Annotated in this window: 20 protein-coding genes; 15 read left to right on the plus strand and 5 right to left on the minus strand. The window is 56.4% G+C overall.

Features of this window, described 5'->3' with window-relative positions; genetic code table 11:
- Positions 1-3 precede the first annotated feature (3 nt).
- From nudC to gpmA, 3 genes are read right to left on the minus strand one after another with little or no spacing between them, the layout of a single operon-like run.
- Positions 4-867: an NAD(+) diphosphatase gene (gene nudC / locus ACO4XG_RS08235; protein WP_308507900.1), complete on the minus strand. Its 864-nt coding sequence runs from the start codon at positions 865-867 to the stop codon at positions 4-6.
- A gap of 2 nt (positions 868-869) precedes the next feature.
- Positions 870-2327 (minus strand): nicotinate phosphoribosyltransferase, encoded by a 1458-nt coding sequence (locus tag ACO4XG_RS08240; protein ID WP_308507901.1) that lies wholly within the window; start codon positions 2325-2327, stop codon positions 870-872.
- A 16-nt stretch (positions 2328-2343) separates the two neighbouring features.
- Positions 2344-3093, minus strand: coding sequence for a 2,3-diphosphoglycerate-dependent phosphoglycerate mutase (gene gpmA / locus ACO4XG_RS08245; RefSeq protein ID WP_308507902.1), 750 nt, complete (start codon positions 3091-3093; stop codon positions 2344-2346).
- A 181-nt stretch (positions 3094-3274) separates the two neighbouring features.
- On the opposite strand from gpmA, the gene ACO4XG_RS08250 reads away from it, so the two are divergent.
- The 3 genes from ACO4XG_RS08250 (at position 3275) to ACO4XG_RS08260 (ending at position 10273) form a co-directional block, all read left to right on the plus strand.
- Positions 3275-4279: an asparaginase gene (locus tag ACO4XG_RS08250; RefSeq protein WP_308507903.1), complete on the plus strand. Its 1005-nt coding sequence runs from the start codon at positions 3275-3277 to the stop codon at positions 4277-4279.
- 321 nt (positions 4280-4600) lie between these two features.
- Positions 4601-7792: an isoleucine--tRNA ligase gene (gene ileS, locus ACO4XG_RS08255; protein ID WP_308507904.1), complete on the plus strand. Its 3192-nt coding sequence runs from the start codon at positions 4601-4603 to the stop codon at positions 7790-7792.
- A 3-nt stretch (positions 7793-7795) separates the two neighbouring features.
- Positions 7796-10273 carry a glycogen/starch/alpha-glucan phosphorylase gene (locus ACO4XG_RS08260; RefSeq protein WP_308507905.1) on the plus strand — a complete coding sequence of 826 codons (2478 nt, stop codon included), beginning with the start codon at positions 7796-7798 and terminating at the stop codon, positions 10271-10273.
- A gap of 72 nt (positions 10274-10345) precedes the next feature.
- On the opposite strand, the gene ACO4XG_RS08265 is transcribed toward ACO4XG_RS08260, so the two are convergent.
- Both ACO4XG_RS08265 and ahpC read right to left on the minus strand, forming a co-directional pair.
- A complete protein-coding gene (locus ACO4XG_RS08265; RefSeq protein WP_308507906.1) occupies positions 10346-12016 on the minus strand; it encodes an FAD-dependent oxidoreductase in 1671 nt (556 codons plus the stop codon).
- A gap of 16 nt (positions 12017-12032) precedes the next feature.
- On the minus strand, positions 12033-12596 hold the full coding sequence (gene ahpC, locus ACO4XG_RS08270; RefSeq protein WP_308507907.1) for an alkyl hydroperoxide reductase subunit C: 564 nt from the start codon (positions 12594-12596) through the stop codon (positions 12033-12035).
- Positions 12597-12836: 240 nt separating this feature from the next.
- Here ahpC and secG point away from each other — a divergent pair, with 240 nt between their 5' ends.
- The 12 genes from secG to ACO4XG_RS08330 all read left to right on the plus strand — a co-directional run bounded on the left by secG (position 12837) and on the right by ACO4XG_RS08330 (position 22823).
- Positions 12837-13073: a preprotein translocase subunit SecG gene (gene secG / locus ACO4XG_RS08275; protein WP_308507908.1), complete on the plus strand. Its 237-nt coding sequence runs from the start codon at positions 12837-12839 to the stop codon at positions 13071-13073.
- A 90-nt stretch (positions 13074-13163) separates the two neighbouring features.
- A complete protein-coding gene (rnr, locus tag ACO4XG_RS08280) occupies positions 13164-15326 on the plus strand; it encodes a ribonuclease R (protein WP_308507909.1) in 2163 nt (720 codons plus the stop codon).
- A 20-nt stretch (positions 15327-15346) separates the two neighbouring features.
- Positions 15347-15814, plus strand: coding sequence for an SsrA-binding protein SmpB (gene smpB / locus ACO4XG_RS08285; RefSeq protein WP_009532348.1), 468 nt, complete (start codon positions 15347-15349; stop codon positions 15812-15814).
- 183 nt (positions 15815-15997) lie between these two features.
- Positions 15998-16471: a hypothetical protein gene (locus ACO4XG_RS08290; protein WP_308507910.1), complete on the plus strand. Its 474-nt coding sequence runs from the start codon at positions 15998-16000 to the stop codon at positions 16469-16471.
- A gap of 147 nt (positions 16472-16618) precedes the next feature.
- Positions 16619-17290 carry an L-serine ammonia-lyase, iron-sulfur-dependent subunit beta gene (sdaAB, locus tag ACO4XG_RS08295; RefSeq protein ID WP_308507911.1) on the plus strand — a complete coding sequence of 224 codons (672 nt, stop codon included), beginning with the start codon at positions 16619-16621 and terminating at the stop codon, positions 17288-17290.
- 11 nt (positions 17291-17301) lie between these two features.
- Positions 17302-18183: an L-serine ammonia-lyase, iron-sulfur-dependent, subunit alpha gene (gene sdaAA / locus ACO4XG_RS08300; protein WP_308507912.1), complete on the plus strand. Its 882-nt coding sequence runs from the start codon at positions 17302-17304 to the stop codon at positions 18181-18183.
- Positions 18184-18228: 45 nt separating this feature from the next.
- Positions 18229-19119 (plus strand): hypothetical protein, encoded by an 891-nt coding sequence (locus tag ACO4XG_RS08305; protein ID WP_308507913.1) that lies wholly within the window; start codon positions 18229-18231, stop codon positions 19117-19119.
- Positions 19120-19288: 169 nt separating this feature from the next.
- Positions 19289-20185, plus strand: a complete 897-nt coding sequence (locus ACO4XG_RS08310) for a hypothetical protein (protein WP_308507914.1) — start codon at positions 19289-19291, stop codon at positions 20183-20185.
- A gap of 197 nt (positions 20186-20382) precedes the next feature.
- Entirely contained in the window at positions 20383-21231 is an 849-nt protein-coding gene (locus ACO4XG_RS08315) for a hypothetical protein (protein ID WP_308507915.1), read from the plus strand.
- Positions 21232-21262: 31 nt separating this feature from the next.
- Positions 21263-22144 (plus strand): hypothetical protein, encoded by an 882-nt coding sequence (locus ACO4XG_RS08320; RefSeq protein ID WP_308507916.1) that lies wholly within the window; start codon positions 21263-21265, stop codon positions 22142-22144.
- The gene (locus ACO4XG_RS08325) at positions 22141-22626 is read left to right on the plus strand and encodes a class I SAM-dependent methyltransferase (RefSeq protein ID WP_308507917.1); all 486 of its coding nucleotides are present in this window, start codon (positions 22141-22143) and stop codon (positions 22624-22626) included. The genes ACO4XG_RS08320 and ACO4XG_RS08325 overlap by 4 nt, the downstream gene beginning before the upstream one ends.
- Positions 22627-22664: 38 nt before the next feature.
- A complete protein-coding gene (locus ACO4XG_RS08330; RefSeq protein ID WP_308507918.1) occupies positions 22665-22823 on the plus strand; it encodes a hypothetical protein in 159 nt (52 codons plus the stop codon).
- The last annotated feature ends 201 nt before the right edge of the window (positions 22824-23024 follow it).

The following is a 23024-nucleotide window of genomic DNA, read 5'->3' on the forward strand; positions in this document are numbered from 1 at the left end:
AAATCAGAGCTCCCCGCGCTTAAAGCGCTGAATCAGCTCGTTGCCGACACTGGCGGTCGTCGGATTGTCGGGGATTTCATCCCGCGGCACAAACGAGGCCTCGCAGAGTTCGTTCTCATCGAGGCGGATGCGGTCGGAACCGTCGAGCTCCGCGGTATAGGCGAGCATCAGCGAGTCGGAGAAGGACCAGGGCTGTACGGCATAGGGACGGATGTTCTTGACCTTGAGCCCGGTCTCTTCCATGACTTCACGTTCCACCGCCTGTTCCGGGGTCTCACCGACTTCCACAAAGCCTGCAACCAACGCCTTCCGGCGATAGTCGGAGGCGTTTTTTGCATAGCGGGTCAGGAGCAGGCGATCGCCGTCCCGCACCGCGACAATGATGGCAGGGCTTATTTTCGGGTATTCTATGAGACCGCAGTGCTTGCAGCACATCGCGCGCTCGTGTTCGGAATGTGTCATCGGCGCGCCGCAGCGCCCGCAGAATTTCCGCTGGTCGTAAAAGCGGTATAGCTGTGTCGCGGTAATCGCGGCAAAGGCGAGATAGCGGGGGCTCAGGTCCCGGAGCTCCGTCGGGCCGAGAAAGCGATAGCCCTCGCCGAGTTTTCCGGCGGGCAGGGCGCTCGCAGGCAGCAGAAAGAAAAAGTCCTCGTCGATCGCAAAGAGATAGCGCGCCTTCTGACAGAGGGACGGAAACGGGAGACTCTCTGTCTCGAAATCGGCGAAGCGCGGCAGCGTAAAGCCGTCGTCCGTTGCCCGGAAGAGCACACCCTCCCGGGCGACCAAAACAAGGAAAGAACGCCGCGCGGGCGTTCTCTCTGTGTGATAGCTTACATCATAGTGATGCGGTGCAATATCCTGAATCATGCTTATTCAGATACTCCTGTCTGATACTGTTCCAACAAACCGGTTTTGACATTCCAGAGCTTCCGCGAGAGATCCACATAGGTCTGGTGCGGGTACTCGAAGCGCTTTGACTCCTCCCAGAGGGTCGCAAGCTCTTCCTTGCAGTGCTGCCGGATGTCCATGACCTTCGGGGACTCGTAGACACAGCTGCCCTTTTCAAAGACAGGAACCAGGAGCTCTTTCATGCGGTAGGAACCGCCGGGGAGCAGCGTCTTTTTCCAGGTCTCGATCGGGTCGAAGAGTAGCAGCGGATCATCCGCAGAGAACTGTTCGTCCGCGAGCGCAATGAGGTCTGCGACTATCATGCCCTGCAGGTCGTAGATGCGATACACTTTTTTGTCGCCGGGATTGGTGATTTTCTCGGCGTTTTCCGAAATTTTGATTTTCGGCAGGAAGCGCTGCTCCGTCTCGCTCCAGATGGCCGCGAGTTTGTAGACGCCGCCGAAAGCCGGGCAGTCCTTCGAGGTAATCAGGTTGGTGCCGACACCCCAGGAGTTGATGGTCGCGCCCTGCGCCTTCAGAGAGCCGATCAGGTTCTCATCGAGATCGTTGGAGGCCGAGATAATCGCATCGGTGAAGCCCTCGGCGTCGAGCGCGGCCTTGACCTTTTTCGAGAGGTAAGCTAAGTCGCCCGAATCCATGCGGATGCCGTAGCGCTTCGGGTGTATGCCTTTTTCGCGCAGTTCCTTGAAAACCTGAATCGCATGCGGCAGGCCGCTGTCCAGCGTGTCGTAGGTGTCGATTAAGAGGATGCAGGCATCCGGATAGAGTTTCGCATAGGCGCGGAACGCAGAGAGCTCATCCGGGAAACTCATAATCCAGGAGTGCGCGTGCGTGCCGCTCACGGGGACATCGAAAATCTGTCCGCAGAGTACATTCGAGGTGCCGACACAGCCGGCAATCATCGCGGCGCGCGCGCCGTAGATACCGGCATCCGGGCCCTGCGCTCTGCGGCAGCCGAACTCCATCACACCGTCGCCCTGCGCCGCGCGCACAATGCGGGCTGCCTTGGTCGCAATGAGGCTCTGGTGGTTGATGATATTCAGAAGCGCGGTCTCAATGAGCTGTGCCTGCATAATCGGCGCGATGACCTTGACGAGCGGTTCGCGCGGGAAAATGACCGTGCCCTCCGGAATCGCATAGATATCGCCGGTGAAGCGGAAGTCCCGCAGGTAGTCGAGGAAGGCGGGCTTAAAGATGCCGAGGCTCTCCAGATAGGCGATATCCGCCTCCGTAAAGTGCAGGTTCTTTACATAGTCGATGAGCTGGTCGAGTCCCGCGCAGATTGCATAGCCGTTGCCCTCGGGGTTCGCGCGGTAAAACATGTCGAAGATAACGGTCTTGTTGACATCCTCGTTTTCAAAATAGCCCTGCATCATCGTGAGCTCGTACAGGTCTGTCAGTAGGGTCAGATTTCGCATTTGTTTTTGTGCCGCGTCAAGCCTGTTTCTTGCCCTGGTTCGCGACTGCCTCCATCTTTTTCTTCAGTACTTCCTGGTCGCCGAGATAGTAGTGGCGAATCGGCTTAAAGGAATCGTCGAACTCGTAGACGAGCGGGGTGCCGGTCGGAATGTTGACACCGATAATATCCTCCTCGGAGATGTTGTCAAAGTACTTGACAAGAGCGCGGAGAGAATTGCCGTGTGCCGCGATGATGACGCGCTTGCCGGCCTCCATCTCGGGGCGAATCACTTCGTTGAAGTAGGGAACCACGCGCTCAATCGTGGTCTCCAGGCTCTCGCAGTCGGGGAGCAGCGCCGGGTCCACATCGCGGTAAGCCGGGCTCTTCTTTGCACTTCTGTCGTCATTCGGATCCAGCACCGGCGGCTTGGTCGAGAACGAGCGGCGCCAGATCTTGACCTGTTCCTCGCCGTACTTCTCGGCAGTCTCCGCCTTGTTGAGACCCTGGAGGGCACCGTAGTGGCGCTCGTTTAACTTCCAGCTCTTCACGACCTCGAGCCAGTCGCGGTCCATCTCGTCCAGAATGTGGTTCAGCGTGTGGATTGCGCGCTTTAAGTAGGAAGTAAAGCAGATGTCGAAATCATAGCCCTCTGCCTTTAAGAGCTGACCGGCAGCCTTTGCCTCCTCGTGGCCCTTGTCCGAGAGGTCCACATCCATCCAGCCGGTGAACAGATTTTTCTTGTTCCACTCACTTTCGCCGTGTCGCACCAATACGAGTTTCATCATCGCAATCGCTCCTTTCGTAAGCCCTGACTCCGCGTCACAGTCGGCGTATTTGCCAGGCTTTAGAGCATGATAACACAAAGCGGCGGGCTTTTCCATGCGCTATAGTGAATGGGGCAAAGCGCATTGAGTTTTTGTGCCGCTTTTGTTAGAATTAGACATTATGACGAAAACGGAGGCTGCTATGGGCAAAAAATTGCTGTTGATTAACACGGGAGGCACCTTTTCTTCGGTGCCGAGCGAAAAAGGACTTGCACCGGGCATCAACCTCGAGGAAATTATGAAAACCATAGGTCCGATCGGAGAAGGGCACAGCTTTGAGTTAAAGGACTATGCTTCCCTCGACTCGGCGAACATCACGCCGGAGGACTGGGTCGCGATTGCGAATCTTGTCGCGGCGGCCAGAGAGGACTGTGACGGTGTGGTCATCATCCACGGCACGGACAGCATGTCCTACACATCCTCGATGCTCTCGTTCATGCTCCAGAATATCGAGATGCCGGTCATTCTGACGGGAAGCCAGCTGCCGCTCCGCGCGCCCCTGACCGATGCGATCGATAACCTCCGCTGCGCGATTACGGCGGGTTTAAGCGGCATGCTCCGCGGCGTCTATACGGTCTTTCACCAGAAGCTCATTCTCGGCTGCCGCACCTCGAAGGTGAGAACCGTCTCGTTTAATGCTTTTGAGTCGGTCAACTATCCGTTGATCGGCGAGTTCAATGCGTTCGGCATGCAGGTCTTAAAGGAGCCGCTCCGCCGCGCGGCGTTTCAGCTCTCACCGGAGTACTCGGAGAACATCGCGGTGTTAAAAATTTTCCCAGGTATGCACGCGGATATCTTCCGCTATCTCTACGACAAGGGCTGTGAAGGTGTGTTTGTCGAGGCCTTCGGTCTCGGCGGCGTGCCCTTCCTCCACAATAATATTCTGGAGGAAATCGACCGGGCGAGCAGCAAGGGCATGAGCATCCTGGTGGGCAGCCAGTGCCGCTACGAGGGCAGCAATCTCGATGTTTACGAGACCGGTCTTCGCGTGCAGGAGAGCGGCGGCATCCCGGTCTTTGATATGACCCAGGAGGCGACAGTCACGAAGCTCATGTGGGCGCTCGGGAGAAGCAAGGAGAGAGAAGATGTGCGGAAGAGTTTCTTCACGAACTATGTGGATGAAGTCACTTTGCCGCGCCTTCGCTGAGGGGAAAGCGTGTTTCTTCCTTGACATAGAAAATAAGGCTGATTATACTGAAAAAAACCTATAGCCAAAGGCGTTGACAAAGAGAGTAGGCACGGAAAACAGCGACAGAGAGCCGGGGACGGTGGAAGCCCGGCGCCAAGTATCCGTGTTGAAAATCACTTTTGAGCCGCTCTCCGGAGCCGCGGCATAAGCTGCGGGGTAGGGAGAGACGTAGGCCCCACGTCACGGGGAAAAGCAAAATACAGGTGGTACAGCGAAAGCAGAGAGCGTTCGTCCTGAGAGGGGCGGGCGCTTTTTCTTTTGAGACAGGAGGATGGAGCAGTGTACAGAAAAGTCCCAACAGACATGAACTTTGTGGCACGCGAGGGCGAAGTCGAGAAGTTCTGGGCAGAGAATCGGATTTTTGAGAAGTCCGTCGAGCAGCGCGAGGGCTGCGAGACCTATATGTTTTACGACGGGCCGCCGACCGCAAACGGCAAGCCGCACATCGGCCACGTCGAGACCCGTGTCATCAAGGACATGATTCCGCGCTACCACGCGATGAAGGGACAGTATGTCCCGCGAAAAGCGGGCTGGGACACCCACGGTCTGCCGGTCGAGCTCGAGGTCGAGAAGGAAATCGGCATCGAGGGCAAGGATGAAATCGAGGCGTACGGCGTCGAGCCCTTCATCAAAAAGTGCCGCGAGTCCGTGTGGCGCTACAAGGAGATTTGGGAGCGTTTTTCCGGCAAGGTCGGCTTCTGGGCGGACATGGAGCACCCCTATATCACCTGTGACGACAACTATATCGAGTCGGAGTGGTGGGCCTTAAAGGAAATTTGGAAGAAAGACCTGCTCTACAAGGGCTTTAAGGTGGTTCCTTACTGCCCGCACTGCGGAACGCCGCTCTCCTCGCACGAGGTCGCACAGGGCTATAAGGCAATCAAGGACAGAACCGCGATTGTCCGCTTCCGGGTGAAAGGCGAAGACGCGTACTTCCTCGCCTGGACCACGACGCCCTGGACCTTGCCCTCGAACATCGCGCTCTGCGTCAATCCGCACGAGAGCTATGTGAAGGTCAAGGCAGCGGACGGCAATACCTACTATCTCGCGGAGGCACTGCTTGAGAAGGTGCTCGGCGAGGGCTATGAAATCCTTTCGCGCTATACCGGCAAGGAGCTCGAGCATAAGCCCTATGAGCCGCTCTACAGCTGTGCGGCGGAAGCGGTAGCGCGCCAGCATAAAGAGGCGTTCTTTGTCTACGCGGACGAGTACGTCACGATGACCGACGGTACCGGCATTGTCCACATTGCCCCGGCCTTCGGTGAGGACGATGCGCGCGTGGGCCGCGCTTATGACGCGCCCTTCGTTCAGATGGTCGATGATAAGGGAAAGATGAAGCCTGAGACCGGCAAATTTGCGGGCATGCGCTGCAAGCCGACCGAGAAGGAAATCGAAGAAGGCGCTGTCTCGGCAGATCCGGAAGTGCTGAAGGATCTCGAGGAGAGAGGACTGCTCTTTGCATCCCCGAAGGTCGAGCACGACTATCCGCACTGCTGGCGCTGCGGCACGCCGCTCATCTACTATGCGCGCGAGTCCTGGTTCATCAAGATGACCGCGGTGCGCGACGACCTCGTGCGGAACAATCAGAAAATCAACTGGGTGCCGCAGTCGATCGGCGAGGGGCGCTTCGGCAACTGGATTGAGAACATTCAGGACTGGGCGGTCTCGAGAAACCGCTACTGGGGCACGCCGCTCAATATCTGGGAGTGCCCGGACTGCGGCGAGAAGCTTGCGGTCGGCTCCCGCGAAGAGCTGGCAGCGCTCTCCGGCGACGAGAGCGCAAAGACTGTCGAGCTGCACCGCCCCTATGTGGATCGCTTTACGATTCCCTGCCCGAAGTGCAGCGGCAAGATGAAGCGCGTCCCGGAGGTGGTCGATGTCTGGTTCGACTCGGGCGCCTGCCCCTACGCGGAGCTCCACTATCCCTTTGAGAACAAGGAACTCTTGGAGCAGCAGCTTCCGGCGTCCTTTATCTCCGAGGCGGTCGATCAGACCCGCGGCTGGTTCTACTCCCTCCACGCGGAGTCGACGCTGCTCTTTAATAAGCCGGCGTTCACGAATGTCATCGTAATGGGGCTCGTGCTCGATGAGAACGGCAATAAGATGTCCAAGTCGAAGGGCAACGCCGTGGATCCGATGGAGGCGCTCGATACCTTCGGCGCCGATGCGATTCGCTGGTATTTCTACACCGCTGCGGCGCCGTGGCTCCCGAAGAAGTTCTCGGAGGATGCGGTTCGCGAGGGTCAGAGAAAGTTCCTCGGCACGCTCTGGAACACCTACGCGTTCTATGTGCTCTATGCCGACATTGACCGCTTCGACCCGACCAAGTATACGCTCGACTACGAGAAGCTCTCGGTCATGGACAAGTGGCTGCTCTCGAAGATGAACAGCATGGTGCGGGATGCGGACAAGAATCTTGCGGCGTATAAGATTCCGGAGACCGCCGCGGTGCTTCAGGAGTTTGTCGATGACATGTCGAACTGGTATGTGCGCCGCTGCCGCAACCGTTTCTGGGCAAAGGGCATGGAGCAGGACAAGATTAATGCGTTCATGACGCTCTACACGGCGCTGGTCACGGTCGCGAAGGCGGCTGCGCCGATGATTCCGTTTATGAGCGAGCAGATTTACCAGAACCTGGTTCGCACGGTCGATACAGCCGCGACGGAGTCCGTGCATCTCTGCGATTACCCGGTTGCGGACGAGGCGCACATCGACGCGGAACTTGAGAAGAGCATGGACGAGGTGCTGAAAGTGGTCGTGCTGGGTCGCTCGGCGCGCGAGGCTTCCGGCAGAAAGAACCGCCAGCCGCTCTCGATGCTCTACGTGAAGGCGCCGGAGACGCTCGGCAGCTTTTATCAGGACATCATCCGCGATGAGCTCAATGTAAAGGCACTCGAGTTCACGGACGACGCGGAGCGCTTTGTGAATTACCTCTTCAAGCCGCAGTTAAAGACCGTGGGACCGAAGTACGGCAAGCATCTGAATGCGATTAAGGAGCACTTAAAGGCGCTCGACGGTCAGAAGGCCATGGCGGAACTCAACGCAAACGGCAGTCTCGGCTTTACCCTGCCGGACGGCACGGAAGTATCGCTCGGCAGAGAAGATCTCTTAATCGAGAGCGCGCAGTCGGAGCGCTATGTCTCCGCGCAGGACAACGGCATCACCGCGGTGCTCGACATTGAACTCAATGAGGCGCTCATCGAAGAGGGCTTTGTGCGCGAGCTGATCTCGAAAGTGCAGACCATGCGAAAAGATGCCGGATTTGAGGTCACGGATCACATTGTGCTGAACATCCGCGGCAACGCAAAGATTGCCGCACTCGCCGCGAAGTACGAAGAATTGTTGAAGAATACGATTCTTTCCGATGAGATTCATAGTGAATCGGACGAAAATCGTGAAGATTTCACGAAAGAGTGGAATTTGAACGGCGAACTCGTTACACTCTCGGTGAGATGTGTCAAAGCGCAGTGAGAAATGGAGGAGATTGAGTTGGCAGGAGTTATCAAGAAGTTGGATAAGGAGACGCTGAAGCAGGCGATTATCAACAACCTGAAGACGCTCTACCGGAAAGATGTCAGTGAGGCGACGCTGCAGATGGTCTATCAGGCAGTCGCCTATGCGGTTAAGGAAGATGTGATTGACAACTGGATTGCGACGCAGAAGGCCTATGACAAGGCGGACGCAAAGAAGGTCTATTATCTCTCGATGGAGTTCCTGGTCGGCAGAGCGCTCGGCAACACCATGCTCGCCCTCAAGGAAGAGGATGCGATTCGTGAGGCAGTCGAAGAACTCGGCTTCGATCTCACGGAAATCGAAGATGAGGAGAGAGATCCGGCGCTCGGCAACGGCGGCCTCGGTCGTCTCGCTGCCTGCTTCCTCGACTCGCTCTCGACGCTCAACTACCCGGCGTACGGCTGCGGCATTCGCTATCACTACGGCATGTTCCGCCAGAAGATTGAGAACGGCTACCAGAAGGAAATTCCGGATGATTGGTTAAAGAACGGCTATCCGTTTGAGATTAAGCGCGACGAGTATGCCTGCGAGGTCAAGTTCGGCGGCTATGTCGCGACCCGCATGGAGAACGGCAACCCGCACTTCTATCAGGAAAACTACCAGTCGGTTCGCGCGGTGCCCTACGATCTTCCGATTGTCGGCTACGGCAACCACATCGTGAACACGCTCCGCATCTGGGACGCGGAAGCGATTACGAGCTTCCGCCTCGACTCCTTTGACCGCGGCGATTATCAGAGAGCGGTCGAGGAGCAGAACCTCGCGAGAACCATCTCCGAGGTTCTCTACCCGAATGACAACCACTACTCCGGCAAGGAGCTCCGCTTAAAGCAGCAGTACTTCTTCATTTCGGCGTCTCTTCAGACCGCAATCAAGAAGTTCCTGCAGGGCCACGACGACATCCGCGAGCTCCCGAACTATGTCGTGTTCCAGATGAACGACACCCACCCCACGGTCGCGGTGCCAGAACTCATGCGCATCCTGATGGACGAGCAGGGGCTCGGCTGGGAAGAGGCGTGGGCAATCACGAGCAAGGCTTGCGCGTACACGAACCACACAATCATGACCGAGGCGCTCGAGAAGTGGCCCATTGAGCTCTTCTCCCGCCTGTTACCGCGTATCTACCAGATTGTCGAGGAGATCAACCGCCGCTTCCTGCTCGAAATCGAGCACAAGTTCCCGGGCGACCAGGCGAGAAAAGACCGCATGGCAATTATCCACGACGGTCAGGTGCGCATGGCATTCATGGCCTGCGCGGCTTCGTTCTCGATTAACGGCGTCGCGAAGATTCACACCGAAATTCTTGAGAAGCAGACGCTCCGCGACTTCTACGAGCTCTCGCCCGAGAAGTTTAACAACAAGACCAACGGCATCACGCAGCGCCGCTTCCTGCTCCACGCGAACCCGCTGCTCGCCGACTGGATCACGGAGCGCATCGGCGACAAGTGGATTACGGACCTCTCCGAGGTGAAAAAGCTCGGTGTCTATGTGGATGATGAGAAGAGCCGCCAGGAGTACATGAACATTAAGTACAAGAATAAGGTGCGCCTCGCGAACTACATTCTCGAGCACAACGGTATCGTCGTGGACCCGCGTTCCATCTTCGATGTTCAGGTCAAGCGTCTGCACGAGTACAAGCGCCAGCTCATGAACATTCTCCACGTCATGTACCTCTACAACAAGATCAAGGACAACCCGGATATGCCGTTCTATCCGCACACCTTCATCTTCGGCGCAAAGGCGGCAGCAGGGTATCACCGCGCGAAGCTCACGATTAAGTTAATCAATGCCGTGGCGGATGTGATTAACAACGACGCATCGATCAACGGCAAGATCAAGGTTGTCTTCATCGAGGACTACTGTGTCTCGAGCGCAGAGATTATCTTTGCGGCGGCAGATGTCTCCGAGCAGATTTCGACCGCAAGTAAGGAGGCGTCCGGCACTTCGAACATGAAGTTCATGCTGAACGGCGCACCGACTCTCGGCACGATGGACGGCGCAAACATCGAGATTGTGCATGAAGTCGGCGAGGACAATGCGTTCATCTTCGGTATGTCAGCGGACGAGGTCATTCACTACGAGCAGAACGGCGGTTACAACCCGATGGTTATCTTTAACGCGGACCAGGAGATTCGCCGCGTGCTCATGCAGTTAATCAACGGTTTCTACTCGCCGGATGATCCGGAGCGTTTCCGCGACATCTACAACTCCCTGCTCACCGGCTCGAACGGAGACCGTCCGGATGTCTATTTTATCCTCAAGGACTTCCGCTCCTATGCCGAGGCGCACGAGCGTGTGGACAAGGCTTACGCGGACGAGGAGAATTGGGCAAAGATGTGCATGCGGAACACCGCAGCGGCAGGTCCGTTCAGCTCCGACCGCACAATTGAGGAGTATGTGAGAGATATCTGGCACCTGAAAAAGGTCGAGGTAAAGCTCTGAGCCTTTCTTCCGAGAGACAAACAAAAAACAGCGTTCCGGTTCATTCCGGAACGCTGTTTTTTTGCGGCGTGCTTATACGCCGAGCAAATCGAGGAGTTGTGTGAGATCCTTTTTGCCGAACTGCGGCGGCTCGTCGTTTACGAGGAAGCAAGGGACGCTCATAATATCGTACCGCTCGCGGAGCGCCGGGAAGCGGTTCAGGTCGAAGACTTCCGTCGTGACATGCGGGTTCAGCGTCGCAAGGCGCTGCGCGCTCGTCACAAGCTCCGGGCACATGGTGCAGGAGAGGCTCACGAGAATCCGAATCCGGATGTCCCTGTCGATTGCGGCAATGCGGGACAAGCTGTCCTCGGAGACCGGCTGCCCCTTGCTCCCGGCATTGTAGAGTCCGAGCACGAACGAAGTGAATTCGTGGCCGCCCGGCACGCCGTGGAAGCAGAGTCCCGCGTAGTTGCCGTTCTCGCGAAAAATGCGGACATAGGGCAGAGCAGTGTCCGTATCGCGCGCGGCGAGCGGATCGGGCGCACTCGCTTCCGTGAGCGTCAGTTTGTCGCTCAGCGCGGTGAGTGCGGTCAGATACCGGCGAAGCTCTTCGGAGAGTGCGCTCCGATCGGTGTAGAGCTTCAGCGTCAGGTTCTCTGTGAGGCGTGAGAAGACCGTCTCGAGTTGGGCGAGCATCGCGCTGTCAAACGGTTCGTCCCCGACAGCTGCGTTTGCGGGTGCCGACTGACTGTCAGTCACCGTATGGACAGCCGCGCGGCGGGTCTGAATATCCGCTTTGACACCCGTCTCTTTCTGGCGCTTTGCGATGTATTTTTCGAGCTCGGTCGCCGCAACCGCGCCGTCGCCGGTCGCAGTCACGACCTGGCGCAGGTTCTTTTCGCAGACGTCGCCCGCGGCGTAGAGGCCGTCCAGACTGGTTTTCTGATTCCGGTCGGTCGGTACATATCCCTGCGCGTCAATCTCCGCGAGGCCCTTGAGGAGCGAAGAGGAGGGCGCGTAGCCCGCAAAGACAAAGACACCGAAGCTTCCGCCGTCCGCGGGGCTGAATTCGCTCACCTCGCCGGTCTTTGTGTTCCGGTAGCGAATGCGGCGCAGCAGGCTGTCGCCGGTCACCTCCTCGACCTCGGTGTCGTACTTTATCGTAATTTTTTCATGCTGCTTCGCGGGCTCGGCGACCTTTGCGGCGCAGGTAAAATCCTCCTCGCGAATCAGGATGGTCACATGGGACGCGTACTTCGTGAGGAACACAGCCTCCTCCGCAGCGGCAAAACCGCCGCCGACCACAAAGACCTCGCGGCCGGTGAAAAACTCACCGTCGCAGGTCGCACAATAGGCAATGCCGTGCCCCTTATATTCCGCCTCGCCCGGAAAACCGATCATGCGCGGATGCGCGCCGGTCGCGAGAATCACACCGTGGGCGCGGAACCCCCCCTTCGGCGTTCTGACGACAAAGAAACCGTCTTCTTGTTTCAGTTCCGTCGCTTCGGCGAGCAGAAATTCCGCGCCGAAGTTTTCCGCCTGGCGGCGCATCTCGGCAGTCAGTGCCTCGCCGCTCATCGGCGCGGCACCCGGGTAGTTCACAACCTCGGCGGTAATCGTAATCTGGCCGCCGAACTTTTCCTGTTCCAGAATGAGGACGCGGTAGCAGGCTCTCGCAAGATAGAGACCGGCGGTCAGCCCCGCAGGGCCGCCGCCGATGACTACCGCGTCATAGAAAGAAGTTCTCTCTTCTGACGTCATGGATATTCCTTTCTCTTTACAACGCACCGACGAGATCCAGGCTCGGCTTCAGGGTCTCCGCGCCGGGCGTCCACTTGGCCGGACAAACCTCATCGCCGTGCTCGCGGACAAACTGGCAAGCCTGCACTTTGCGGAGCAGCTCCTCCGCATTGCGGCCCACATTGCCCGCGTTGACCTCGTAAGCGACAATCTTAAGATCCGGATCCACAATGAAGGTGCCGCGCTCTGCGAGACCGGCCTCCGGAATCAGGACTTCAAAGTCGCGCGCGAGCGCCTGGGTCGGATCCGCGAGCATGGGATAGGTGATCTTCGAGATCCTCTCGGAGTGATCGTGCCACGCCTTGTGGACAAAGTGCGTGTCGCAGGAGACCGAGTAGATCTCACAGCCTGCCTTTTGGAAGGCGGCGTAGTTGTTCTCGAGGTCCTCGAGCTCGGTCGGGCACACAAAGGTGAAGTCCGCCGGGTAGAAGAAGAAGACGCTCCACTTGCCGCGGAGATCCTCGCGGTTCACGGTCTTAAAGCTGTTGTTCTGAAACGCCTGTGCGCTGAAATCGCTGATTTCCTTGCCGATAAGGGACATGTGGTTTTCCTCCTTGTATTAACAGTAAATGTAAACTTAGAAAGAACTCATAAAGATTAGATGAGTTAAAATCATCTTGGGTACAGTTTACCATGTCTTACTCAAATGTCAATAATAATTCCTGTTTTTATTTGAATGTATACTTTCCGAGAAATCCTTGTCCGGCCGCATCATTTGTGGTATTATATCGGAAAATGTGTCCGCATTCAGGCGAATTGCGGCACAGGCTGGAGGAACGGGATGATTATTTTAAATAGAATTTTATCCATTGTTTTTGTCATTGTCTGCGTGTTTCTCTCCGGTGTCGTTCTGATGCAGGAGGGCAAAGATCAGGGACTCGGTGCAATCGGCGGCATTGCGGATTCTTACTGGGGTAAGATTCGCGGACGCTCGGTGGAGGGAACACTTGAAAAGCTCACGGCAGTTGCGGCGGTGCTGTTCCTCGCTATTGCATTTGCGCTGAACTTGATAAAGTAAAAGAAAGGAAGCTCCCGCAGAACGCGCGGGGGCTTTTTTTCACGGTCTTTTTGACGACAGATTCCAAGAAAGAGGAGAAAGCGGGAGCGTATGACGCACGAAGAGTTATTGAAGAAGAGAGAACAGGTGCTGCTCAAGTTGATGGAAGACCCGATGTACCAGCCCATGCGCCTCCGGGAAATCGCAATGTTTCTGGATGTGCCGAAATCCAAGCGGCGGGAACTCGAGGAGACGCTGAACGCGCTCGTTGGGGAGGGCAGAATCCGCATCTCGAAGAGCGGCAAGTACGGAAAGCCGGAAAAGGAGGAGAAGGAGGGTATATTCGCGGCAAATGCGAAGGGCTTCGGCTTTGTCCGCATTCCCGGGGAGGAGCACGATGTCTTCATACCCCGCGACAAGACGAGAGGCGCGCTGCAGGGCGACACCGTCCGCATTCTGATTCCGCGCGGGCAGCAGCTCGAGCGCCGCGAGGGACGCGTCGTGGAGGTGGTGGCGCGCGGTGTGAGCCGTTTGGTCGGCTATTACCGGCGCGAAAACAACGGCGGCGTCGTGATTCCGGACAACGCGCGCTTTGCGGCGGATGTCGTTGTCCCGAAGAAGGAGTCACTCGGTGCGGAGACGGGCCAGAAGGTCGTGGTCGAAATCACGCGTTATCCGAAGGAGAAGGGCGAGGCACTCGAGGGGCGCGTCACCGAATTGCTGGGCCGGGCGACAGCGCCGGGTGTCGATCTGACCTCGATTGTGCGCAGCTTTGACATTCCGGACAGCTTTTCCGAGGAATGTCTGATTGAGGCGGCGCATGTCGCAAAGCGCGGCAGGACAGAGGAGACGGAGCTCAGCGGGCGCCGGGATCTTCGCGCGCTCTGTACGGTCACAATTGACGGCGAAGACTCGAAGGATCTGGACGATGCGATTTCGCTCGACCGCCTCGAAAACGGCAACTTCCTGCTCGGCGTCCACATTGCGGATGTCAGCGAATATGTGAAAGAGGGCGGGGCGCTTGACCGCACGGCCTTAAACCGCGGTACCAGCGTGTATCTCCCCGACCGCGTGATTCCGATGCTGCCGGTCGCGCTCTCGAACGGCATCTGTTCGCTGAACGAGGGCGAGGATCGCCTCGCGCTTTCCTGTCTCATGGAGTTTACGCCGACCGGCGAGCAGGTCAGACATGAAATCTGCGAGTCGGTGATACGCTCCGACCGCCGTCTCACCTATACGACAGTCAATCAGATTGTCACGAACCACGAGCCGGAACTCTGCGAACACTATGCGGAGCTCGTGCCGATGCTCGAGGAGATGGATGACCTCGCACGCGTGCTCCGGGAGCGCCGCAGTGAGCGCGGCTACATCGACTTTGATTTCCCGGAGAGCAAGGTGATTTTGAGCCCCGCCGGCAAGCCGCTCGAAATCCGCGCCTATGAGCGGAACGAGGCGACTCGCCTCATCGAGGACTTCATGCTTGCGGCCAATGAGACGGTCGCAAAGACCTACTGTCTGAAGCATGTTCCGTTCGTGTACCGCATTCACGAAGCGCCCACAACAGAGAAGCTGCAGGTATTAAAGACCTTTGTCGCAAACTTCGGTCTGAATCTGCCGCTCAAAAACGGAGAAGTCACACCGCGCGAAATTCAAAAGCTCCTGCTCCGCGTCGAGGGCACCGAGACTGAAGATCTGGTGAGCCGCATGGCGCTTCGCACCATGACGCAGGCAAGCTATTCGGTGGACTGCGTCGGGCACTTCGGTCTGGCTTCCCGCTATTACACGCATTTCACCTCGCCGATCCGCCGTTATCCGGATCTCCAGATACACCGCATCATCAAGGAGAATCTGCGAAACGGCGTAAATGCGAAGCGGACGGAGCACTACCGCGCCATTTTGCCGGGCGTCGCCGAGCAGGCGAGCAAGACCGAGCGGAGAGCGCAGGAGTGCGAGCGGGATGCTGTGAAGTTCAAAAAGTGCGAGTATATGGAGCAGCACATCAATGAAGTATTTGACGGCATTATCAGCGGTGTGACGCGCTACGGCATCTATGTGGAGCTCAAAAACACCGTGGACGGCATGATACGGGTCTCGGAGCTGCGGGACGACCGCTATCAGTTTAACGAGGAGAAGGCCGAGCTGGTCGGTGAGTTCACGAAGAAGCGCTATCGCCTCGGCGAGCCGCTCCGCGTCCGCGTGACCGGCGCCGACAGGCTGCTCCGCACCGTCGATTTTATCCCCGAACCGGCACTTCCGGCGGACGAGGAGGATTAAAGGAGGAAAAGAGGAGAGGCATGGGAAAAGAGAGCAAAAAACTCATCGCAAACAATAAAAAAGCCCGCTTCGACTATTTTATTCTTGAGACTTTTGAGACCGGAATCGAGCTTTTCGGCACGGAGGTCAAGGCGCTCCGGATGGGGCACTGCTCCGTCAAGGAGAGCTGGGTCGATATTCGGAACGGAGAAATTTTCATTTACGGGATGCACATCAATCCCTATGAGAAGGGAAATATTTTCAACAAAGACCCGCTCCGCGTGCGCAAGCTCCTCATGCATAAGAGTGAAATCCGCCGCCTGATCGGCACAATCAAGGAGAAGGGGCTCACGCTTGTACCGCTCGAAGTGTACCTGAAGGGCAGACTCGTCAAAGTGGAGATTGGCCTCGCACAGGGCAAAAAGAAGTATGATAAGCGCGCGACCATCGCAAAAAATGACGCAAGACGGGATTTGGAGCGAAATTTCAAGGGAAGTGTGCGATATTAAAACGATAGTCGGTGAGAATTCGAGTTTTCAGACAATGTTTTTCGCCACCAGGGCGAAAAACGCTAAAAAAAAGATAAACTTCTTTAAGAATCGCAAAAAGCGCTTGTTTTTCAAAAATAAAACGCTATACTTGTCTCCATGGCAGGCGGGATTTTCCGCAGGCATATAAAGGAGGATAAAATCATGAAGAAGAATGTAGTTCGCGCACTGGTGTTAGGAACTGTTGCAGCAGCAGCTCTTGCATTCACCGCTTGTGGTGGCAGCAAGAAGGAAGAGACTACTGCAGCGAAGCAGGAGTCTTCCGTCGAGACCAAGGCCGGCGAGACCAAGGCTGCGGAGACCAAGAAGGACGAGACCACCAAGGCCGGCGAGACCACCAAGGCAGGCGAGACCAAGGCTGATGCTTCCAAGAAGGATGACAAGGCAGCTGATGCTAAGGAGTCCACGATGGTCGGCACCCTTGACGAGGTGAAGGACTTTGCATTCACGCTTGTCGATGAGAAGGGCACGGCTTATCAGTTCACCTTCGAGCAGGGCAAGGCACCGGAAGGCCTTTCCGATGTCAAGGCTGGCGACAAGGTCACCGTTACCTACACGGGCACGATTTCCGAGACGAACCCGTTCGAGGGCACGGTTGTCTCCGTCAAGAAGGCTTGAGAATCATAGAAATCGCGAACAGCTCCGGGCAACCGGGGCTGTTTTTTTGTCCGGAAACTTCTTTTGGCAGAAAAGTTTGACGCGCTGTGGTACACTGTAACTGGCAGCAGAATCACCAAAGTTCAACTGTCACAAGGAGTAAAACGCATGAATATTTTCAATATCATCGGGCCCGTGATGATAGGGCCTTCGAGCTCGCATACGGCCGGCGCGTGCCGTATCGGGCGTGTTGTCAATAAACTCGCCGGTGATGCCCGCATTGTCCGCGTGCGCATTCAGCTCTCCGGTTCTTTCGCGCGCACCTATCAGGGACACGGCACGGACCGCGCGATTCTCGCCGGCATTCTCGGCTACTACAGCTGGTCGGAGGAGCTCCGCGACTCGATGCGCATTGCGGCGGAGCGCGGACTCTCCTATGAGTTTATCCCGGAAGATATTCCGGGTACGCATCCGAACACGGCGCGCGTCTACTACGAGTGTGACAACGGCAAGCAGGGCATGGTCGAGGGCGCGAGCATAGGCGGCGGCAACATTCAGATTACCAACATCGACGGCATGGAGGTGAACTTCACCGGCGATAACAACACCCTCTTAATTCTGCACCTCGATCGCCCGGGCGTAATTGCGGCGGTCACCCATTTAATGTACGAGAAGTACGGCGACCTGAATATCGGCAACTTCCGTCTGAGCCGGAAGGAAAAGGGCGGTGAGGCACTCATGATGCTGGAACTTGACCAGATGCCGCCGGAGAGCGTGATTGAGGATCTCAATCACATTAAAAATGTGGAGCGCGCCATTCTGATTCGCGCGCTTGGCTGACGGAGGGCAGAATGATTCAGTACAATTCCATTCAGGAAATCGTGGAGGCGGCCGAGAAGGCAGACCTTAAAATTAGCGAGCTCTGTCTGAAAGACCAAGCGCAGCAGCTCGGCATCACGGAAGAAGAGCTGTATCGGGAGATGGAGAAGGACTTTGACGTGATGATTGAGGCGGCGGACTGGGGACAGCAGCCCGGCAGAATATCGCGTTCGGGCTTAACCGGCGAAGAGGGCTACCGCATGAAGCAGTACGCCGAGCAGAAGGGCGGCCTCACGGGGACACTGATGACCAAGGCCATGGCGCGCGCGCTGGCGGTGAGTAACTGTAACGCAGCCATGGGGCGTATCGTCGCGACGCCGACCGCCGGCAGCTGTGGCATCTTGCCGGGCTGTCTCGTGCCGATGTACGAGGACAGAAATTTTTCAAAGCGCGATGTGGTCATGTCCATCTTCACGGCGGGAGCCTTTGGTATGGTCATTGCGACCAATGCCTGCATTGCGGGCGCACAGGGCGGATGTCAGGCGGAGTGCGGCTCTGCGGCCGGCATGGCGGCGGCTGCGCTGGTCGAGCTCATGGGCGGTACGCCCGCGCAGTGTGCGGATGCGCTCGGCATGGTCATTGTAAATGAGCTCGGCCTGGTCTGCGACCCGGTCGCGGGCCTGGTTGAGATTCCCTGCATCAAGCGAAATGCGGCAGGCGTGATTCTGGCCTACGCCTGCGCCGATATGGCACTTGCCGACATCGGCTTAAAGATTCCGGCGGATGAGTGCATACTCGCGATGAAGGAAGTGGGTGACCGCATGTCGTCCGATCTGAAGGAGACCGCGGGCGGCGGCCTTGCGACAACGCCGACCGGAAAGAGACTGAGGGAGCAGGTCTTCGGAAAAGAGTAAGCCGGAGAACGCGAACATAGAACACACGGATAACAGGAGGAAGATATGAAAAAACTTGTGACATGGACCCTTGCGCTGAGCCTTGCGCTTCCGCTCGTTGCCTGCGGTGGCGGCAAAAAGGCGGAGACAAAGAGCGAGACCGTAGCGGCAAGCGAGGCGAGCGGCGAGGCAGAGAAGCCCTTTACTATCCAGCCCTTTCAGGCCGTCGACAAGCAAGATTACGGCATCCGCGTCGACGGGTATATGACGGATGAGATTGGCAATGGATTTATTTCCTTCAGGTTGCAGAACAAAAGCGAGACGATATCGAATCGCTTCCTCTTGGATTCCTTCACCGGAGACGGCATCCGCCTCTACGGCCCTATCAATCAGGTCGTGGAGCCGGGGAAGGAGGTTCCGGTGCAGCTCCCGATCCGGACGAACCCGAACTATAAGCTCCAGGATTTCGGTGACCTCGAGTTCCGCTTCCTAGTTCAGGATTCGAAACTCTCGGTCTATACGCCGGAAAAGGATGAGGTGTTCCACATCTACCCGAACGGAGAAAACAGCAAGGTTCACTATACTTGGAAGGAAAAGGAGGGCGATAAGCTCCTCGATGAGAACGCGTATTTCAAGGCGACGAACACCGGTGTCACGAAGGACAAGTACGGCAATTATGTCCTGAACCTCTATCTCGAGAACCGTTCCGATAAGCTGATTACCCTGTATATCCAGGGCGGCGCAGTCAACGGCATCCCGATTGAAATGAATAACTTCTATGTTGTGGGAGCGGGACAGGCCGCGTTTATCCCGATTTTCTGGGATCATTCCTATGTTGAGGACACGAAGGTCGAGGCGATTCAGAATCTGAGCTTCAACCTCTTTGTGGATGAGGGGAATACCTTCGTGATGTCGGAGCACCCGGCGCTCGAAAAAACCTATACCGTGGAACCGTAAACCGTAAGGCAGTCCCGAGGGGCTGCCTTTTTGTATCGGGCGACAGGCAAAGGCTTTGTCACAGGCGGACGGAAGATTAGATGAAGGGGGGCTGTATTGTAAAGTCAGCCCCTGCGTGCTATGCTTTTCGGTAAAGAGACAGGTATCGCAAAACGGAGGAGACAGAGGAATGAAGAAAAGCACAGCACTTGCACTGGCATGCATCGCAGCACTTTCCTTGGCGGCTTGCGGCGGTAAGAAAGCGGATTCAAAGAGCGCAGAGACCACTGCGCTTACAGAGAGCGGGGCTGAGAGCGAGAAGCAGGAAAAAGGGGAGAAACCTGCGTTTCAGATTGCCCCGTTTCAGGCAGTGGACAAGGAAGACTACGGCGTAAAAATCGACAACTACGGAAAGCTCGGAGAGGATCAGGAATATCTGCAGCTCACGCTGCAGAATAAGAGTGCGGACAAGAGCTATGTCTTTGTGCTAAAGAATCTGGAGGGCGACGGCATTGTGCTCAGTACGAGCGGAATCAGCGAGACCGTAGAGCCCGGACAGGAAAAGCAGGTCAATCTGATGTTCCAAAAGAACAGCAGCTATAGCTTGCAGAGTTTCGGTGATTTGACCTTCCGCTTTGCGATTCGGGACAGCAATGCGCAGAATCAGAAGGGGGAGACGGATGTGTTTCACATTTACCCCTACGGCGAAAACACGGAAGTGAAGTATGTCTTTGCGCCGAATGACAGCTACAAGCAGCTCGATGACAATGAGATTTTTGAAGTTGTGGTAACAGAGTGCAAGCAGGACCAATTCGGAGATGAGAATGTGTTTTTCTATCTCCGGAATAAGACAAACAAGCGGCTCTATATCAACAGCGATAAGGGGAGTGTGAACGGAGAGACGCGCAGCACAACGCGCTACTTTGATGTAGGTCCGGGGCAGTCCCTGCTCGGGTTTATCACCTATCAGGACCTAACAATCCCGGAGGCGGAGATTAAGGAGCTTCAGTTCAATCTGCGGGCGCAGGATGTCGACAATCTTGCGGGCGGACCGCTTCTGGATAAGACCTATACCGTCACGCCGTAAACAGGAAAGCGGCAAAAGAGCAGCCGGAGGATGGCTGCTTTTTTTGTTGGAAGAAATATCAAATTATAAAACTTAAGTATATAAATACTTGTCTGAAATGTAGAGGACATGGTATGCTTTTTTGGAAAAGTTGCGTGCACAGCCGGAACCTGTGCCGCGGCAGCGGCACACGGAAAGGGACAACAGGAGGAAGGCAGATGAAAAGACACCGGAGCGCGGCAATCCTGCTCGCACTGGCACTCTCCGTGAGCGCCTGCGGACAAAAGGCAGAGAAGCGGGCGGAGACAGCGGAAACCACGGCCTTAGCGCCTTTCACCGCGGCGGATCGGGAGATGTATTCGATTGCTGTGGATGGCATACAGGCCGAAGAGGACGGGGCGTATGCGGTTCTCGTGACCTTAAAGAATAAGACAGCGGATAAGACCCTCAAGTTTTCGCTTGAGCACGCAAGCGGTGACAAGCTCGTGCTGGACAGCTATCTCGGCGCAGAGCTTGCGCCCGGCAAGACCGTCAAAGAGAACATTGCGTTTCGCAAATCGCCGTATTACGCATTCTCGGATTTCAGCGACATCCGGCTCGATTTTGAGGTGGAGGACGAGGCAGATCCGCTTGCCCGCCGCAATCAGCCGGACGAAGTGCACATCTACCCCCACGGCGGGAACAGCGGTGCCCGCTTTGAACGGCAGGTGAAAAAGCACGATAAGGTGATTGCGGAAGATGATACGTTCAAGGTGGTCTTCCTTGGCGGCGAATTCAACGACAGAAAAAACTATCTGATGCACTTTTATCTCGAGAATAACGGCGAGAAAGAGATGCGCTTTGCAATCGACTATCCGTCGCTGAACGGCAAAATGATTGCGAATGTCATGACCGCGTATCTGGAGCCCGGCGAGCGGCGCTTCGACACGTTGCGCTTCAGCAAATCGAAGATCGAGGAGAATCAGATTACGGCGGTGCACGACGCAGAGTTTTCGCTCAAGGTGACGGACGGAAAAAACATTTCGAGTGCGCTGCTCTTTGATGACACCATTCGTTTGAAGCCCTGAACAAGGCAACGAACCCGGCAGGAGGTACAGCATGAGAAAAAAGTGGCTGACAGCGGCACTCGTTCTGGCGCTCGCGGTAACGCTCGGCGCCTGCGCGCGTAAGCAGAGCACAGCGCAAAAGAGCGGTGCGGACAGCGAAAAGCACGCGACAGCGCCGCAGACAGAGTCCTTTCTCGCAGTCGATCAGGAATGGTATGCGATCACCGTGGAGGGCATCGAGAAGGGAAAGCGCGGTCGGTATATTGTGAACCTAAGCCTTGAAAATAAGACAGACGATAAGGAGCTCTTATTCCGGATGCTAGCGGTGAGCGGCGACGACCTGCGCCTCGAGGCCTACTGCACGCCGAAAGTGAAGGCCGGAAAGACAGTCAAAGAGCAGGTGGTGTTCCGCGAGAACCCGAACTATGACATGTGGGACTTTCAGGACTTAAAGTTCACCTTTGATGTCGAGGACACGGCGGATATCGGCGCGCGCCGCGATACGCCGGATGTGTTTCACATCTACCCCTACGGCAAGGGGAGCGGCACGAGCTTCGTGCGTCGTGCCGGAGAAAATGAGCAGGTGCTCGAAGAAAATGAAAATTTCCGGGTGACCTTGTTGCATACAGGGTTTGAGGATGGCGCTTACTGCGCAAACCTGTACCTCGAAAACATCGGTGACAAGCCCTATTTCTTCGAGTTTGACCAGGTCTCCGCCGATGACTGCATGATGCATGAGAGTTTTGACGAAAATCTGGATGTCGGAGAAAAGGCCTTCCTGACCGTGAGCTGTGAGGAAGAAGAGCTCAAGAAGTATCAGCTTACGGAAGTGAAGAAGCTCGAATTCAGGCTACGAGCCGGGGAGGGGCGGTACTTCTTTGACGAACCGACATTTGAAAAGACCTTTACCGTGACGGCGGGGGAGGAAACATGAAGTATACCGGTCAAAATGAGGCCAGCATCAACGCCTGGAAGGAAAAGTACGATTTACCCTGGATGAAGCCTTTCACTGAGGCAGAGTTTCGCGCGGCGGCGCGCGGAGAGGCCATGCTGATGCTCACACCGAACCGGAAGGTGCCGTTTTCCTGGTATGAGGACTGCAAGGGAAAACAGGTACTCGGCCTTGCGGCGGGCGGCGGCCAGCAGATGGCTGCCTTGTCGGCCCTCGGCGCAGCCTGCACGCTGTTGGATTTTTCGGAAGAGCAACTGCGCGCAGACCGGCTTGTGAGCGAGCGGGAAGGATATTCCATCAAGCTCTGCAAGGGCGATATGACGGAGCGACTTCCGTTTGCGGATGAGAGCTTTGACATGGTAGTGAACCCGGTTTCCAACCACTATGTCGAAGAGGTGCTGCCGATATTCGCCGAGATATACCGCGTGCTGAAACCGGGCGGCGCCTTCCCTTTAATCCGCTGAAAGATGAGGCCCTCAGACAGGAACTGCTCGCAGAGGATATGGCGCTGGTCTTTTCGCATACGCTGGAAGAACAGATCGGCGGACAGTTAAAAGCGGGTTTTCTTCTCAAAGACATATTGGAAGATACAAACGAAGCCGGGCCGTTTTTCGAGTACAACGTCCCGACCTTCATCTTGACCAGGGCGGTCAAGGCGTAAGACAGACAGAGCATCACCTCCCGTCACGGCATAGGGCAGCGCGGGAGGTGATTTTGTTTGAGCAGACTTTTACGGCCACTGCGGAGTGACACGATTTCGGGCGCTGCGCCGACCGGAATGTCGGAAACGAACAAAGCTCCCGCCTTATGATATGTACCCTCTTTACTGGACACGAAAGTGTCACGGTAAGGAGGGTTTTAT

The organism is Stomatobaculum sp. (genome assembly GCF_057248925.1).